We start from the raw sequence: 16,680 nt of genomic DNA, 5'->3' as shown, positions 1-16,680 counted from the left end.
AGTACAGGGCTCAGTTCGGTTCCACCTAGCTTTGACTCTCCAACTTTACGGGGTCAGTTCACTTGCGGGAGAGGGAGCACACAAGTGGCGCTTCGAAACCGAGGCGCCGCCACAAGCAAGGCCCCGACTCAGTTGAGCGGGGCTTTTTGCTTCGCCTCAGCGGCAATCATGCCTACGCCCGCACCAGCCTAACCCGCGTAATCTCCGACGGCGCCCCAAGCCGCTTCGGCGGTCCCCAATACCCGGTGCCACGGCTGATATAGATCCACAGCGAACCATGCCGCACCAGTCCGGCGGTGTATGGCTGCTGCATCGGCACGAACAGGTTCCACGGCCAGAACTGGCCGCCGTGGGTATGGCCGGACAACTGCAGGTCGAAACCGGCTTCCGCCGCGGCGGCAGCGGTGCGTGGCTGGTGGGCCAGCAGCACGCGCGCGCCGGCGTGTGCCGGGGCGCCGGCGATGGCGCGGTGCGGGTCGCTGCGGTGGCTTTCGTGGAAGCGGCCGGCGGAGTAGTCGGTGACGCCGCCGAGTACCAGCACGTCGCCGTCGTGCTGCAGCACCACGTGTTCGTTCATCAGCACGCGCACGCCCAGGCGGCGCAGCTCAATGATCCACGGCTCCGCGCCGGAGTAGTACTCATGGTTGCCGGTGACGAAGTAGGTGCCGTGGCGCGCCTGCAGCCGGGCCAGCGGCGCGGTGTGGGCGGAAAGTTCGCGCACGGTGCCGTCGACCAGGTCGCCGGTGATGGCGACGGCGTCGGCCTGCAGGCTGTTGACGCGGTCGACGATGCGGTCGAGGTAGGGCCGCTTGATGGTGGGCCCGACATGGATGTCGCTGATCTGGGCGATGGTGAAACCATGCAGGGCGTCAGGCAGGCCGGCCACGGGCACGTCGACTTCGACCACGCGTGCCAGCCGGCGGGCATTGATATAGCCGGCCAGCGTGACCAGCAGCGCCAGCAGCGGCACCGCCACCGCACTGCCCGCGGACAGGCCGGGCGCGTGCCAGCCGAGCAGTTGCCCGGCCAGCCAGGCCGCCGCCAGCGCCACGTCGCGTACCAGCGTCAGCACCAGCAGGGATGAGAAGAATCCCATTGCCAGCATGCCGATCCAGGAAACCAGGTCCGACCAGGGCTGGCTGACGCGCCGCGCCAGCAGCCCGGCCGGCAGCAGGGCGCAGGAGAGGGCCAGCCAGATGACGGCCAGTGTCTTGACCGCCATCGGCACCGGCATCGCCGGCAGCAGGCGCAGCCCGATATAGCCGTGCAGCAGGGCTGTCACGAGGGCGGCGGTCAGGATGGTGGTGCGTGGAGGCATGGGGGCGGGGGCCAGGGGGAATCTTTGAAGATGAGGCCGCGGGGGGCGGCTTCAAGGGGCGATGGGGTGGCATCAGGCCAAGCAAGATGCACACCCGCCTCGCCCGCGCGCGTCGCAACGGCGCATTGCGGCTTGACATGGCGGCCCGCCGCCCCGACTCCTACTTGTATGAAGGCCGCTGTCGAGGCCGGCTGATCTGTCTTTTTTCTGGCAGATCCTGAATGTTTTCGAATCAGATTGTTCGCCTTTGCGGCCTAATTTAGATTCGCGGGAAGGGCCGCCTGTTGTGCAGCATCGTGCCCGCGGTGCCGGCCCGCCGGCGCAGGCGGCTTCCTCCCGGAGAAACCCATGTCTTTTCGCCTGAAGCAGACCAGCGCCCTGATCGCCGCGGCGTGGCTTGCACTCGCCCCGCTCAGCCCGCACGCCGCCACGCCGGCCAAGCCAGCCGCGGCTGCCCTGAGCTGGCCGCGCAACTTTGACGCCGCCAACGATCACGTGGAGCTGTACCAGCCCCAGATCGAGACCTGGGACGGCAACCGGCTGTCCGGGCGCGCGGCGGTGGCGGTGGGCGAGAAGTCGGGTTCTCCGACCTACGGCGTGGTGCATTTCTCGGCCACCGGCGATATCGACAAGCCTTCCGGGCTGGTGCAGCTGACCCGGATCACGGTGGACAGCGTCGAAGTGCCGACGCGGCCCGACGCTGCCGACCGGGTGCGCCAGGCGCTGGTGTCGCGCCTGCCGGCCAACGGGCTGACGGTGCCGCTGGACCAGCTGCAGGCCAGCTATGCGGTATCGCAGCAACTGGCCAAGGCTGGCCGCGTGGCGGTGCGCAATGACGCGCCCCAGATCTTTTTTGCCACCACGCCGACGCTGCTGGTGCTGGTCGACGGCGACCCGGCCTGGCGCGCCGTGCCGGGCACGCAGTACGAACGGGCGCTGAACAGCCGTGCGCTGCTGCTGCGCGAATCCGGCGGCGAGCTGCACCTGAAGGCGGCCGGCTACTGGTATCGCTCCGAATCGGCCGGCGGCGCCTGGGAAGTGACGACGACGGTGCCCAAGGCGCTGGAGAGCGCGGCCACCAAGGCGGCGGCCGGCATGAAGCCCGACACGATGCTGCCGGCCGACGGCAAGCGGCCGGCCAGGGCGCCGGCGATCCTCTTTGCCACGCAGCCGACCGAGCTGGTCATGACCAGCGGCGCGCCGCAGATGACGCCGGTCAGCGGCGTCAGCCTGCTGACGATGTCCAATGCCGACCACGCGGTCTTTGTCGATCCGGCCGCCAACCAGTATTACGTGCTGGTCTCGGGCCGCTGGTTCCGCGCGCCGATGCTGACCGGGCCGTGGGAGTACGTGCCCGGCAGCCAGCTGCCGGCAGACTTCGCCAGGATCCCGGCGACCGATCCCAAGGCCAACGTGCTGGTCTCGGTGCCCGGCACGCCGCAGGCACGCGAGGCCGAGATCGCCGCCACCATCCCGCAGACCGCCACGGTGTCGCGCAGCAAGGCCAGCCTGGCGGTGGCGTATGACGGCGCGCCGCGCTTCACGCCGATCACCGGCACCTCGCTCAGCTACGCGGTCAACAGCGGCACGCCGGTGATCGAGGTCGACAGCAGCCACTACTACGCGGTCGCCAACGGCGTCTGGTTCACGGCGCCGGCACCGTCCGGCCCGTGGCATGTGGCCACCGAGGTGCCGTCGGCGATCTACACCATCCCGCCGACTTCGCCGGTGTACTACGTGACCTACGTGCGCATCTATTCGGTCACGCCGGAGACCGTGGTGGTGGGCTACACCCCCGGCTACATGGGCGTGGTGGTCAGCGCCGACGGCACGGTGGTGTACGGCACCGGCTATGTCTATCCGCCCTATGTGGGCGCGGTCTACTACGGCTACCCGGCCACCTATGGCTACGGCGCCGGCTTTGGCATCGGCATGGCCGAGGGCTTTGCCTTCGGCTTCGCCGCGGGCGCGTTCTGGGGCGCGGCCTCGCCGTACTGGGGCCCTTATTGGTGGGGCGGCGCGTACAACTGGAACTACGTCAACGTGAACCAGGCCAATTTCTACGGCCGCTGGGGCAAGGGTACCGTGACCCACGCCCAGGGCTGGAACGCCTGGACCGGCACCGAATGGCGGGGCACCGCCGGCGCCGGCTACAACCCCGCCACCGGGGCGCGCTACCAGGGCAGCCGCGGTGCGGCGTTCAATCCCTATTCCGGCAACTATGCGGCGGGCCGCCAGGGCTCGTTCGCCAATCCGTCGACCGGGCGCGAGGGCGCCGCGCGCGGCGGCGTGGCCGGCAACACTTACACCGGCAACTATGCCGCCGGCCGCCAGGCGGCGGGCTACAACGCGCAGACCGGCCGCGTCGGCGCGACCGAGGCGGGCATTGCCGGCAATACGCAGACCGGCCAGCACACTGCCGGCAGCCGTGGCTTTGTCGCCAATCCGGACAAGAACAATGCGGTGGTGTGGAACAACGGCAACGTGTATGCCGGCCACGACGGCTCGGTGTACCAGCACACCGACGACGGCTGGCAGAAGCACACCCCCAGCGGCTGGCAGCCGGTGCAGTCCGGCAACGATGCCACGGCACGGCTGGAGCAGCAGCGCCAGGCGCGCGAGGTTGGCCAGCAGCGCTTCCAGGGCACGGCCCAGCAGTGGCAGGGGCGCGGCGGCGGTGGCGGCTTTGGCGGCCGTGCCGGTGGTTTCCGCGGCGGCGGCTTCCATGGCGGGTTCCGCCGCTGAGCCAGGGCCCTGGCAGCCCGCGCGGGCACCTGCGCGGGTGCGGGCGAAAGCAAGTCGAAAGCAGTAAAGACGCCTACAAAAGAATTGAATTGGCGCCCGCAGGGCCGAGCCTTACCCTGCCGGTAAAGAGGCGAGTGCGGCCACCGGTCCGGCGCGACGGAAGGTCGCCAGCGTGCGCGCGCGGCAATCGCGTGCATAACCATGGCGGGAGAGGGATCCGTGAACACTGCTTTCCATTGGCGCGGCGCGCTCTGGCTGGCCTGCGCGATGACGCTGGCCGCCTGCGGCAAGGACAAACCGGCGCCCAGCGCACCGCCCGCGGCCGAGGTCGGCACGATGACGGTGGCGCTGCGCGATGTGCCGATCGTCTATGACTTCGTCGGCCAGACCCAGAGCTCGCAGCAGGTGGAGATCCGCGCGCGCGTCAATGGCTTCCTGGACCGGCGCGTCTATACCGAGGGCGCGGTGGTCAAGGCCGGCGAGACCATGTTCCTGATGGATCCCAAGCCGTTCGCCGCGGCGCTGGATGCGGCCAATGCCGAAATGGCGCAGCAGGTGGCGCGGCTCAAGACCGCCAATGCCGACCTGGCGCGGGTGCGCCCGCTGGCCGAGCGCAATGCCCTGAGCCAGCGCGACCTGGACGACGCCGTTGGCAAGCAGCAGGCCGCCGCGGCCTCGGTCGAGGCGGCCCGGGCCAATGTCACCAATGCCAGGCTGAACCTGGGCTATACCACGATCAAGTCACCGGTCACCGGCGTGTCGAGCTTTGCCAAGAAGCAGGCGGGCAGCTATATCGATCCGTCGAACAGCCTGCTCACCTACGTGGCCAAGCTCGACCCGATGTGGGTCAATTTCAGCCTGTCCGAGAACGAGGTGCTGTCGTCACGCTCGGAGCAGGAGTCCGGCGCGCTCAAGTTCCCGCCCAAGGGCGCCTTTGACGTGGTGATCGTGATGGCCGATGGCAGCCAGTTCCCGCATCACGGCAGGATCACCTTTGCCGATGCCTCGTTCAGCGCCGAGACCGGCACCTACATGATCCGCGCCGAGGTCGCCAACCCTGACGGCACGCTGCGCCCCGGCCAGTTCGTGCGCGTGAAGCTGCATGGCGCCGAGCGCACCAAGGCCGTGGCGGTGCCGCAGGAAGCCGTCATCCAGGGCCCGCGCGGGCAGATGGTGTGGGTGGTCGGCGCGGACAACAAGGCCCAGCAGCGCGTGGTCGACGTGGGCCAGTGGACCGGCGACAACTGGGTGATCCGCTCCGGCCTGAAGCCGGGCGAGCGCGTGGTCGTCAGCGGCGGGCTGCGGCTGGCGCCCGACGCGCCGGTCAAGGCCACCGAGGTCGCGTCCGGCCAGAAGCCCCCGGCGGGTGCGGCGCCCGCCAGCGCACCGGGCGCACCGGGTGCGCCAGGCGCGTCATCCCCCGTCCAGGCCGAGAGCACGCAGAGCGCAGGGAGCAAGCCATGAAGCTTGCCCACTTCTTTATCGACCGACCCATCTTTGCGTCGGTCCTGTCCATCATCATCGTGGTGGGCGGCCTGGTCGCGCTGACCAAACTGCCGATTGCCCAGTTCCCGGACGTCACGCCGCCGTCGATCACGGTGACGACTCGATACCCGGGAGCCAGCGCGGAAGTGGTTGCGCAGAACGTCGCGGCGCCGATCGAGCAGCAGGTCAACGGCGCGGACCGGATGATGTACATGAACTCGACGAGTTCCTCGACGGGTGACCTGACCCTGACGGCGTATTTCGAGATCGGGACCGATCCGCAACTGGCGCAGGTGGATGTGCAGAACCGGGTCAACCTGGCGCTGCCGACCCTGCCTGAAGCGGTCACGGCGCAGGGCGTTTCCGTGCAGAAGCGCTCGTCCGCGTTCATGATGGTGATTGCCATCTTTTCGCCGGACAACAGCTACGACCAGACCTTTGTCGGTAACTACGCCAACATCTATGTGCTGGATGCGCTCAAGCGCATTCCCGGCGCCAACCAGTCGGCGATCTTCGGCAATCCGGACTACGCCATGCGGCTCTGGCTGCGGCCGGACCGGATGGCGTCGCTGGGCATTACCACGGAAGACGTCAAGAACGCTGTCAGCGCGCAGAACCAGCAGTTCTCCGCCGGCCGTATCGGACAGTCGCCGACCACGGATCCCGTGCTGCAGACGTTCCCGATTGCGACCAAGGGCCAGATGACCGAGCCCGCCGAGTTCGAGAACATGATCCTGCGCGCGCAGTCGGGCGACGCCGCGCTGGTGCGGCTCAAGGACATCGGCAGGGCCGAACTCGGCGTCAAGGACTATTCGCTGCGCAGCCGCTACAAGGGCAAGACCGCCACGCTGCTGGCGGTCTACCAGCAGCCGGGCGCCAATGCGCTGGACGTGGCCAAGCAGGTGCGCGGCACGCTGGCGGAACTGAAGAAGTCGTTCCCGCCGGGGCTGGAATATGAGGTTGCGCTCGACACCACCGAGTTCGTGAACGAATCGATCGACGAGGTGGTGCACACACTGCGCGATGCGGTGATCCTCGTGATCCTGGTGGTCTACCTGTTCCTGCAGAGCCTGCGCGCAACCATCGTGCCGATCCTGGCCGTGCCGGTGTCGATCATCGGCGCCTTCGTCGGCATGAGCATGTTCGGCTTCTCGGTCAACATGCTGACCTTGTTCGGGATGGTGCTGGCCATCGGCATTGTGGTTGACGACGCGATCGTGGTGATAGAGAACGTCGAGCGCAATATGGTGGAGTTCAAGCTGCCACCAAAGGAGGCGGCCAAGCGTGCCATGGACGAGGTGAGCGGCCCCGTGGTTGCGATCGTGCTGGTGCTGCTGGCGGTGTTCATCCCGGTGGCGTTCCTGTCAGGCATTACCGGCCAGCTCTACAAGCAGTTTGCCGTCACTATCGCGGTGTCGGTGGTGCTGTCCGGGGTGGTGGCGCTGACATTGTCGCCGGCGCTTGCGGCAATCCTGCTCAAGCCCGGCGAGCACAAGAAGAACCGGTTCTTCCAGTGGTTCAACAATTCGTTCGATCGCCTGATCCAGGGGTACGACAAGTCGCTGCAGGTCGTGATCAGGCGGACCGTGATCTCCATCGTCATCATCCTTGTCATGATCGGGGTGAGCGTGCTGATGTTCGTGCGGATACCGTCGTCGTTCCTGCCGGTGGAGGACCAGGGCTATCTGTTCGGTGCCGTGGTCATGCCGGATGCGGCCAGCCTGGACCGCACCGGCAACCTCTCCTCCCGTGCCGAGGCCTGGTACGCCAAGCAGCCCGGCGTCAGCTCGGTGGCGTCCGTGGACGGGTACAGCCTGATCGATTCGCAGAACAAGGCCAATGCTTCCACCCTGTTCATCACGCTGAAGGGCTTCCATGACCGCAAGGAGGGCGAGAGCGCGGCGGATCTGATCGCCAAGGCGAAGAAGGAGTTTGCGGGCTACCAGGACGGTGTAAGCATTCCGATCAACCCGCCCTCGATCCCGGGCCTGGGAACCACCGGTGGTTTTGAGTTCTGGCTCCAGAGCACGGCGGACGGCACCTACCAGCAGCTGGAGGAGCGGGTGCATGCCTTTATCGCCAAGGCCCGGCAGCGGCCAGAGCTGACCGGGATCAATTCCACTATCAACACGCGCTCGCGCCAGTTGCTGGTGGAGGTGGATCGCGAACGTTCCGAAACCCAGGGCGTGCCCGTCGAGCAGGTCTATTCCGCGCTGCAGACCATGTTCGGTTCGCTCTTCGTCAGCCAGTTCCCGAAGAACAGCCGGCTGTTCCAGGTGATCCTGCAGGCCGAGGCCGACTACCGCTCGCGTCCGGAGGATCTCGACAAGGTCTACGTGCGCAACCGCACTGGCGAAATGGTGCCGATCAAGGCGGTGACGACATCCCGGTATGTCCCGGGCGCCGATATCATGACCCGTTTCAACAATTTCCCGGCCGCCAAGATCATGGGCGATGCCGCGCCGGGCTACAGCTCCGGCCAGGCGCTTGCGGCCATGGAGGACGTGGCGCGGGAAGTGCTTGGCCAGGGCTACAGTTTTGCCTGGAGCGGACAGGCGTACGAGGAGAAGACCGCCGGATCGACGGCAGCGATGGTCTTTGCCTTTGCCTTGCTGATGGTGTTCCTGATCCTTGCGGCGCAGTACGAAAAATGGACGCTGCCGTTCGGTGTGCTGCTGGCGGTACCGTTTGCGCTGTTCGGCGCACTGGTTGCCATCCTGTTGCGTGGCATGCAGAACGACGTCTACTTCCAGATCGGGCTGACGGTGCTGATTGCATTGGCGGCGAAGAATGCCATCCTGATCTTCGAGTTCGCGGTGGAAATCCGGCACAAGGAAGGCCTCAGTGCCTACGACGCGGCCTTGCATGCGGCCAAGCTGCGCCTGCGTCCGATCATCATGACCTCGCTTGCCTTTATCCTCGGCTGCGTGCCGCTGGCGATCGCGAGCGGCGCGTCGGCGGCCAGCCGACAGTCGCTGGGCACCGGCGTGATTGGCGGGATGCTCGGCGCCACGGTGATTGCGCTGTTCTTCATCCCGATGTTCTTCTGGGGGCTGGAGGTAATGTCCGAGCGCAAGCCGAAGCCCAAGGTCGGGGCCGCAACCACCACGCCACCGGCCGGAGAACCGTCATGAGCGCACGCCACCGGCTGGCCGGTGCCTGTCTGGCCGCAGCGCTGGGCGGCTGTGCCATCGGCCCGAACTATGAGCGCCCGGCCACGCCCGAGCCGGCCCAGTACCGTATCGATACCGGGGTGCTGTCCGTGGCTGCGGACAGCGCCTGGTGGGACAGCTTCGGCGACCCGGTGCTGAACACGCTGGTCGAGACGGCGCTGCGCAACAGCTACGACGTGCGCATCGCCGCGGTCCGCATCGATGAGTTCCGCGGCCAGCTGATGGTGGTGCGCTCGGGATTCTTCCCGCAGGTGAACCTGTCTGCGGCGGCCACGCGCCAGCGCGCCGGCACCTTCAACGGCACGCCGTTCGCGTCGCTCGATGGCCCGCGCAACTCGTACCAGCTGCTCGCCAATGCCAGCTGGGAGATCGACCTGTGGGGCCGCATCCGGCGCCAGGCGGAGTCCGCCGAGGCCAGCCTGTGGAACGCCGAGTACGCGCGCCGTGGCGTGGTGCTGTCACTGGCGGCATCGGTGGTGCAGGGCTATGCCACGCTGCGCGGGCTGGACGCGCAGCTGGAGATCGCGCAGCAGACACTGAAGGCGCGCGGGGCTGGACTGGATATCTTCCGGCAGCGCTATGAGGGCGGGGTGATCTCGCAGGTTGAGCTGTCGCAGGCCGAGAACGATTTCTACGTGACCGAGGCGACGATCCCGGTGCTGCGCAGCGGCATCGCGCAGACCGAGAACGCGCTGTCGGTGCTGCTGGGCCGCGAGCCCGGGCCGATCGAGCGCGGCAAGCCGGTCAATGAACTGCAGCCTCCGCCGGTGGGTGCGGACCTGCCAGCGGCGCTGCTGTCGCGCCGGCCGGACGTGCTGCAGGCCGAGCAGTCCGCCATCGCCGCCAATGCGCAGCTGGGCGCCGCGCAGGCGTTGTACCTGCCGGCCGTCAACCTGAGCGGGCTGTTCGGCGCCATTGCCAGTTCGCCGGCCGGGTTGTGGCACAGTGCCTCGCAGGTGTGGGGCATCGGTGCCGGCCTGACCCAGCCGATCTTCCAGGGCGGCGCCATCCGTGGCCAGGTGCAGACTGCCTCGGCGCAGCGCGACCAGGCCATGCTGGCCTACCAGGGCACCGTGCTGTCGGCCCTGGCCGACGTCAACAGTGCACTGTCCAACGGCATCGAGACCCGCAACCGCCTGGTCAGCCTGCGCCAGCAGGAGAAGAGCCTGGTGGTCTATGCCGACCAGTCGAGCGCGCGCTACGAGGGCGGCTATTCCAGCTACCTGGAGGTGACCACGGCGCAGGAGAAGCTGTTCGCCGCGCAGCTGTCGGCGGTGCAGGGGCAGGTGGACGTGCTGACCGGCACCGCGGCGTTGTACAAGTCGCTCGGCGGCGGCTGGCCGTCGGTGCCGCAGGATGTGCGCGACGCGGGGATGCAGGGGGATGCGAAGGTGTTGAGGCGGTAGCAGGGGCGGCTGGCGCCTGCCAGCCGCATCGCACTTACCGCGCCGACCATTCCCCTTGCCGCACCCCCAGCGCCGTGACCACGCCATAGGCCGTAATCCCCAGCGCCACCCCCAGGAAGTGTCCGTCAAGCCCCATCCCGAACACGTTCGCCAGCAGCCAGCCCCCGCCCACCGCCAGCGCGATACGGCACAGCCCCGCGGCCACCGGCCAGCGCATGCGGCCCGCGCCCATCGAGGCAAAGTACAGCGCCATGCCCAGGCCGAAGCCGCCGAAGGCCGGCCCTACCCATGACAGCGCGCGCGCGGCGATGGTGATCACTTCGGCGTCATGGGTGAACAGGCCGGCAAAGCGCACCGGCGCCAGGCCCACGGCGGTGCCGGCGGTGCCGGCGATAGCCAGCGCCAGGAACGCGCCGACCCATGCCGTGCGGCGGGCGGTATGCCAGTCGCCGGCGCCCACGGCGCGGCCGACCAGCGCGGTCAGCGCCGAACCCACGCCAAAGGCCAGCGGGATCATCAGGAATTCCAGCCGCGCCGAGATGCCATAGGCCGCCACTGCCGCAGTGCCGTGGTGGCGCAATTGCGCGGTGACCAGGATGGTGGTCAGGTTGGCCACCGAGGCCAGCGCGCACGCCACCAGCCCGACCGACAGGATGCGCGCGAACAGCTCCCACGACGGCCGCACCCGCAGCACCGGCACGAAGCCCGCGCCGCCGCGCGCCACCACGATCGCCATGGCCAGCGCCGCGGCCCACGACACCGCCGCCAGCGCGGCGCCGATGCCGGCCAGCCCCATGCCGGCAGGCTCGGCCAGCAGCCACGACAGTGCGGGGAAAGCGACCCACATCAGCGCCAGCACGCGTGCGGCCAGCGCATGGCGGCCGCCGCCGCGCAGCACCGAGGCCAGCGTATTGGCCAGCCACGCCGGAATCGCGCCGGCACCGAACAACCAGATCGCATAGTTGGCAGCGGCCTCCGCCGCCGTGGCGCCGGCCACCGCGCCCAGCACGCTGCGCGGGAAGCCCGCCAGCACCACCGCAAAGGCCAGCCCGGCGGTCACTGCGATCAGCAGCGCGTGCATGACCAGCGAAGATGCTTCCTCGCGCTTGTTGGCGCCGAGCGCGCGGGCGATGGCCGCGACCACGCCGCCGCCCATCGCTCCGGTCGACATCTGCTGCAGCAGCAGCGCAAACGGCAGCACCACCGCCCAGCCGGCCAGCGCCGCCGTGCCCTGGCGCGCGGCCAGCCAGGTTTCGATCAACTGGGCCGCGGCCTGCAGCACGGCGATCAGCGCGGTCGGTCCGGCCAGCTTGCCGATGCGGCGCGCAATTTCAGTGGCCGGTACCGCCTCGGCGGGCAGGGCGCCCGCGGGCAATGCGCGCGTGTCAGTCATGGCGGGCCTCCCCTGGCTCGCCAACGGTCCCGGCCTCGCCAAAGCGCTGCCGCAGGAAGCGGCCGGCACCCGGGCCGGGCAGGACACGCACATCGTCCAGCGTGATCGCGCTGCCGTCGGCGCGCGCCAGCGCCGGCTCGGCAATCTCGGCGCCGGTGCGGCGGTCCTGCAGCAGCGTCAGCGGACCCTTTTCATCGGTCATCCAGCGGTCGGCCCAGGCCTTGAGCGCGACATAGGCCGGAAAGAAGTCGCGGCCCTTGTCGGTCAGCTGATAGATGTGGCGAGCACCGCCCTCGGGCGTGACGCGGGCCAGCAGCCCGTGCGCCACCAGCGTCTTCAGGCGCGCGCTGAGGATATTGGGGGCGATGCCAAGGTTGCGTTCGAACTCGTCGAAGCGCGTGCTGCCGTAGAAGGCCTCGCGCAGCACAAGGATGGCCCAGCGTTCGCCCAGCACGGCCATGGAGCGGGCCACGGGGCAGGGCATCGAGGTGAAATCGGTAGGGGGCATGGTCTCCGCCGTTCTGGTCCTGTCGGCTTGCTTGCAAAGTGCAAGTTTTCTGGAGCATAGCTTGCAAAACGAAAGTTTGCAGGGCGGGCTGCCACCCTAGGTCCGGAAAGCGTTCGTTCACCGGCCGGCGGTGCCGGCTACGCCACTGCGTCGCGGAACACCTCAAGCTTGTCCAGTTCCTCGCGCAGGAACCCGATCAGCGCGCGGGTGGCCATCGACGGGTGCAGGTTGGGCGTGGTGATGATGAAGAGCTTGTTGCCCAGCCCCTCCGGGCGCCAGTCGGGCAGCACCGGCACCAGCCGGCCGGCGCGCACTTCCTCCCAGCCGATGTAGACCGGCAGCATGCCGATGCCGTGGCCCTCGCGCACGGCGCGCGCCAGGAACAGGAAGTGTTCGGACTGCAGCTTTGGCGTCAGGGCCACGTCCACGCGCTGGCCGTCGCGGTACAGCGACAGCGGGAACTGGCGCGGCGGGTACGGCGGGCACAGGAAGTTGCAGCCGGTCAGGTCGGGCGGCGCTTTTACCGGCGGGATGCCTGCGAGGTACTCCGGTGATGCATACAGTTGCCAGCGGATGTCGCAGATTTCACGTGCCACGTGATCCAGCGGCGGCGCCGAGGTGACCTTCAGCGCAACATCGATCTCGGCCGCGATCAGGTCGTTGACGCGGTTGGCGAAGAACACGCGCAACGTAATGCCGGGGTGCTTCCGCGCAAACTGCAGCAGCAGCGGCGCGATATAGGCATCGCCCAGCCCGGTGGGCACGCTCACGCGCACATGGCCGCGCAGGGTCCGGCCCAGGCTGTCGATCTCGGCCTGCGCCGAGGCCACTTCCTGCAGGATGCGCACGCCATGCTGGTACAGCGCATGGCCGGGCCCGGTCAACTCCAGCCGGCGCGTGGTCCGGCGCAGCAGCTGGGCGCCGGCCTGGTGCTCCAGCTCACGCAGCTGGCGGCTGACCTGCGAGCGCGTCACGCCGCGGCGCCGGCCGGCTTCGGCCAGGTTGCCCGCGTCGACGATGTCGACGAAGGCCTGGATCAGGTTGAGGTCCATCGGGGATTGCCTGCAGGATTGTCGCGTCTGGTGCAACATTGTGATTCCGATGCGCGTGATTGTCGATGCACGGCTACGCCGATACAGTGGTCGGCTGACAGAACGGATCGCATACAGGAGACAACAGATGGCCACGGACCTCTGGTTTGAAGACATGCACCGCAGCGGCGAAGAACTGCTGGCGCGCGGCGCCCGCCTGGCCGGCGGCCTGCGCGCGCTGGGCGTGCAGGAGGGCGACGTGGTCGCCGTGCTGCTGCGCAACGATCCGGCCTATGCCGACGTGGTCCATGCCTGCCGCACCGCGGGCTGCTACTACTGCCCGATCAACTGGCACTTCACCGCCGAGGAGGTGCGCTTCCTGCTGACCGACAGCGGCGCCAGGGTGCTGCTGGTGCAGGCCGACCTGCTGCCCGTCGTGCGCGACGCCGTTCCGGCCGGCATGACGGTGTTGTCGGTGGGCGGCCCCGCCGAAGGCGCCATCGACTATGAAAGCTGGCTGGCGCAGCAGCCGGCCTACGACGGCCCGCGCGTGGCGCCGCGCGGCCATATGGCCTACACCTCCGGCACCACCGGCCGGCCCAAGGGCGTGGTGCGCCTACCGCTGCCGCTGGACCGGCTGGAGGAACAGCTCGCGCGCATGCGCTCGGTGGTGAGGCAAACCTATGGCATCGAGCCGGGCTGCCGCACGCTGATGTCGGCGCCGCTGTACCACAGCGCGCCGGGCTCGTTTATCCAGAACGCGCTGCAGATGGCCGAACGCCTGGTGCTCACGCCGCGCTTTGACGCCGAGCAGGTGCTGGCGCTGGTGGAAAAGCACCGCATCGACGTGCTCTACCTGGTGCCGATCATGTACGTGCGCCTGCTCAAGCTGCCGCCCGAGGTGCGCGCGAAGTACGACCTGTCTTCGATCCGCTTCGTCGCCTCCACCGGCTCGCCGTGCTCGCCCGAAGTAAAGCGCGCGATGCTGGAATGGCTGGGCCCGGTCATCCATGAAACCTACGCCTCCAGCGAAGCCGGCATGATCACCGTGGCCACGCCGGCCGATGCCGCCGCGCGCCCGGGGACCGCCGGCAAGCCGGTCGATGACGCCCAGTTGCGCATCCTCGACGAGAACGGCCGCCAGTGCGCGCCGGGCGAGGTCGGCCTGGTCTACGTGCGCCAGCCGGCTTACCCCGACTTCAGCTACCGCAACAATGACGCCGCGCGCGCCGCCATCGACCGCGACGGGCTGGTGACGCTGGGCGACATGGGCTATGTCGATGCCGACGGCTACCTGTTTATCTGCGACCGCGCCTCGGACATGGTGATCTCCGGCGGCGTGAACATCTACCCGGCCGAGATCGAGCATGAGCTGGTGCGCTACCCCGGCGTGGCCGACTGCGTGGTGTTCGGCATCCCCGACGACGAGTACGGCGAGCGCCTGCTGGGCATGGTGCAGCCGATGCCGGGCGTGGAGATCCGCGAGGCCGAGGTGATCGACTGGCTGCGCCAGCGGCTGTCCGGCTTCAAGGTGCCGCGCAGCATCGTGGTCGAGGCGCAGCTGCCGCGCGATGAAACCGGCAAGCTCGCCAAGCGCCGGCTGCGTGACCGATACTGGGAAGGCCGCCAGCGCCGCGTCTGAGCGCGTGCCCGGCCTGGATCGATCACGACCGATAACAACAGGAGGAGACGCGATGCAGAACAAACCAAGCGGACGGCGCGCCTGGCTCGCCGCGATGGCAGCCGGCGCGGGGTGCGCGCTGGCCATGTGGGGCGGGGCCGCGCAGGCCGCCTATCCCGATCGTCCGATCAAGCTGGTCGTGCCCTACACCCCCGGCGGCTCGACCGACCAGTTCGGCCGCGCGCTGGCCGACGGCATGTCGCGCCAGCTGGGCCAGACCGTGGTGGTGGAAAACCGCCCCGGCGCGGCCACCATGATCGGCACCACCAGCGTGGCGCGTGCGCCCGCAGACGGATACACCATGGTGCTGGCCACCAACGGCAGCATGGTGCTCAACCCGATGCTGTACAAGAAGATCAACTACGATCCGCCCAAGGACTTCAAGATCTTCAGCATCGGCGCCGAGGTGCCGCTGGTGGTGGTGACCAACAGCAAGGTGCCGGCCAGCAATATCCGCGAGTTCGCGGCCTACGCCAAGGCCGCGGGCGGCAAGCTCAACTATGGCTCGGTCGGCCTGGGCAACGCGCTCCAGCTGGCCACCGAAATGCTCAAGACCGAGCTGGGCATCAGCGTCACCCACGTGCCCTACAACGGCAGCGCCCCGGCGCTGTCGGCGCTGCTGGCCAACGACGTGCAGCTGATGGTGGATGTGGTCAGCACCTCGCTGCCGCATATCAAGGCAGGCAAGCTCAAGGCGCTGGCGGTCACCGGCCGCACCCGGCTGGACGTGCTGCCCGACGTGCCGACCGTGGCGGAAGGCGGCTATCCCAACTTCCAGGCCGCCACCTGGTTCGGCCTGGCCGTGCCCGCGCAGACGCCGCCCGATGCGGTGGCCAGGCTGCAGGCCGCCGCTGCCCACGTGCTCAAGGACGCGCAGTTCCGTTCCACCTTCAGCGCGCTGGGCTTGGTCGTGCAGGCCCCGCGCACGCAGGCCGAGATCGACCGATATATCGAAGCCGACCGCGAGCATTGGGGCAAGGTCATCAAGGCCAATAACATTTCGTTGGACTGACTGGAAGTGCGGGAGCCGCCAGGGCCATGGGGTAAGCTACTGCTCGCCCCTGGCCCGGCAGGCCGCCGGTGACTTTCCCGTCACCGCCCGCGCCCAGCAGGAACAACCCGGCCGGGGCGGGCTCCAACCCGGAGCCGTTCATCAGGAGTCCGATTTGAAATTCCCCGTTGCCGGGCTGGCGTTTGCCGGCCTGCTGGGCGCCGCTGCCGGCGCCATTGCCGCGCCCGCTTCCGCCCCTGCCGCCAAACCAGCCCCCGCACCGGCCAAGGCCCAGGCCAAGGTCGAGAACAGCGCGCTGTCGCCGCTGCTGGCCATGCTGGAAATCGGCAACCCGCTGCCGGCCTTGCCGGATTGCGCCGACAAGCGCACGCCCGATGGCCGCGACGTCACCGGATTCTGTGTCGAACTGAAGGGCGATGGCCTGATGCGCCAGGTCGGCGTGCCGCGCGCGCAGCGCCCGTCATTCATGGACGGCCCCTTTGTGCTGGCCTTTGTCGACCGCAATGCGCTGGTCGGCCTGGTAGTGCCGACCGCCGGCGCCAACTCGCAGCAGGCCGCGGCCGACAGCGTCAGCGCGCTGTACGGCAAGCCGTTCCGGCAGGAGCAGGTCGACATGCCCGACAAGGCTGGCAAGAGCGTCAAGACGCTGCACGCCGGCTGGATGCACAAGCCGCTGACGGTTGAGCTCTACGCCATGCCGGAGGACCCCAACACCGGCACCATCGAAATGCTGCTGCCGCAGGCGCGCGTGCTGATGGCGGACAAGGATGCCGAGGTGGACAAGCAGCTCAATCCGGCCTCGGCACCCGCGGCCAAGGGCGGCAAGGCTGCCGCCGCCAAGCCCGCGCCGAAGCCAGCCGCCAAGCCGGAGAAGCCTGGCAGCTGGTAACACCCGCAGCAGGCGGCCTGGCCGCCTGCGCACCTGGCC

11 protein-coding genes are annotated in these 16,680 nt (G+C 68.7%); 7 read left to right on the top strand and 4 right to left on the bottom strand.

All coding sequences use genetic code 11. The features are described 5' to 3' along the window. Positions 1-172 precede the first annotated feature (172 nt). Positions 173-1,318, bottom strand: a complete 1,146-nt coding sequence (locus AC3WVS_RS29640) for a metallophosphoesterase (protein ID WP_492321487.1) — start codon at positions 1,316-1,318, stop codon at positions 173-175. A 348-nt stretch (positions 1,319-1,666) separates the two neighbouring features. Here AC3WVS_RS29640 and AC3WVS_RS29635 point away from each other — a divergent pair, with 348 nt between their 5' ends. The 4 genes from AC3WVS_RS29635 to AC3WVS_RS29620 all read left to right on the top strand — a co-directional run bounded on the left by AC3WVS_RS29635 (position 1,667) and on the right by AC3WVS_RS29620 (position 10,127). Further along, positions 1,667-4,063 carry a carbohydrate-binding family V/XII gene (locus AC3WVS_RS29635; protein ID WP_492321486.1) on the top strand — a complete coding sequence of 799 codons (2,397 nt, stop codon included), beginning with the start codon at positions 1,667-1,669 and terminating at the stop codon, positions 4,061-4,063. A gap of 219 nt (positions 4,064-4,282) precedes the next feature. Then, a complete protein-coding gene (locus AC3WVS_RS29630) occupies positions 4,283-5,527 on the top strand; it encodes an efflux RND transporter periplasmic adaptor subunit (RefSeq protein ID WP_492321485.1) in 1,245 nt (414 codons plus the stop codon). Continuing rightward, on the top strand, positions 5,524-8,682 hold the full coding sequence (locus AC3WVS_RS29625; protein WP_492321484.1) for an efflux RND transporter permease subunit: 3,159 nt from the start codon (positions 5,524-5,526) through the stop codon (positions 8,680-8,682). Before AC3WVS_RS29630 ends, AC3WVS_RS29625 begins: the two co-directional genes overlap by 4 nt. After that, a complete protein-coding gene (locus AC3WVS_RS29620; RefSeq protein WP_492321483.1) occupies positions 8,679-10,127 on the top strand; it encodes an efflux transporter outer membrane subunit in 1,449 nt (482 codons plus the stop codon). The genes AC3WVS_RS29625 and AC3WVS_RS29620 overlap by 4 nt, the downstream gene beginning before the upstream one ends. A gap of 34 nt (positions 10,128-10,161) precedes the next feature. Here the strand turns inward: AC3WVS_RS29620 and AC3WVS_RS29615 are convergent, their stop codons facing one another. The 3 genes from AC3WVS_RS29615 to AC3WVS_RS29605 form a co-directional block, all read right to left on the bottom strand. Continuing rightward, entirely contained in the window at positions 10,162-11,520 is a 1,359-nt protein-coding gene (locus tag AC3WVS_RS29615) for an MATE family efflux transporter (protein ID WP_492321482.1), read from the bottom strand. Then, complete coding sequence (locus AC3WVS_RS29610; protein ID WP_492321481.1) at positions 11,513-12,028, bottom strand: winged helix-turn-helix transcriptional regulator; 516 nt, start codon at positions 12,026-12,028, stop codon at positions 11,513-11,515. The genes AC3WVS_RS29615 and AC3WVS_RS29610 overlap by 8 nt, the downstream gene beginning before the upstream one ends. 137 nt (positions 12,029-12,165) lie before the next feature. Then, positions 12,166-13,080, bottom strand: coding sequence for a LysR family transcriptional regulator (locus AC3WVS_RS29605; protein WP_492321480.1), 915 nt, complete (start codon positions 13,078-13,080; stop codon positions 12,166-12,168). A gap of 127 nt (positions 13,081-13,207) precedes the next feature. On the opposite strand from AC3WVS_RS29605, the gene AC3WVS_RS29600 reads away from it, so the two are divergent. The 3 genes from AC3WVS_RS29600 (at position 13,208) to AC3WVS_RS29590 (ending at position 16,641) form a co-directional block, all read left to right on the top strand. Then, the gene (locus AC3WVS_RS29600) at positions 13,208-14,701 is read left to right on the top strand and encodes an acyl-CoA synthetase (protein WP_492321479.1); all 1,494 of its coding nucleotides are present in this window, start codon (positions 13,208-13,210) and stop codon (positions 14,699-14,701) included. A 52-nt stretch (positions 14,702-14,753) separates the two neighbouring features. Further along, positions 14,754-15,752: a Bug family tripartite tricarboxylate transporter substrate binding protein gene (locus AC3WVS_RS29595; protein ID WP_010809870.1), complete on the top strand. Its 999-nt coding sequence runs from the start codon at positions 14,754-14,756 to the stop codon at positions 15,750-15,752. 154 nt (positions 15,753-15,906) lie between these two features. Next, positions 15,907-16,641: a hypothetical protein gene (locus AC3WVS_RS29590; protein ID WP_492321478.1), complete on the top strand. Its 735-nt coding sequence runs from the start codon at positions 15,907-15,909 to the stop codon at positions 16,639-16,641. Positions 16,642-16,680 lie beyond the last annotated feature (39 nt).

Source organism: Cupriavidus sp. CPT47-8839-RL05A (genome assembly GCF_058792255.1).
This window is presented reverse-complemented; position numbering and strand designations above follow the sequence as displayed.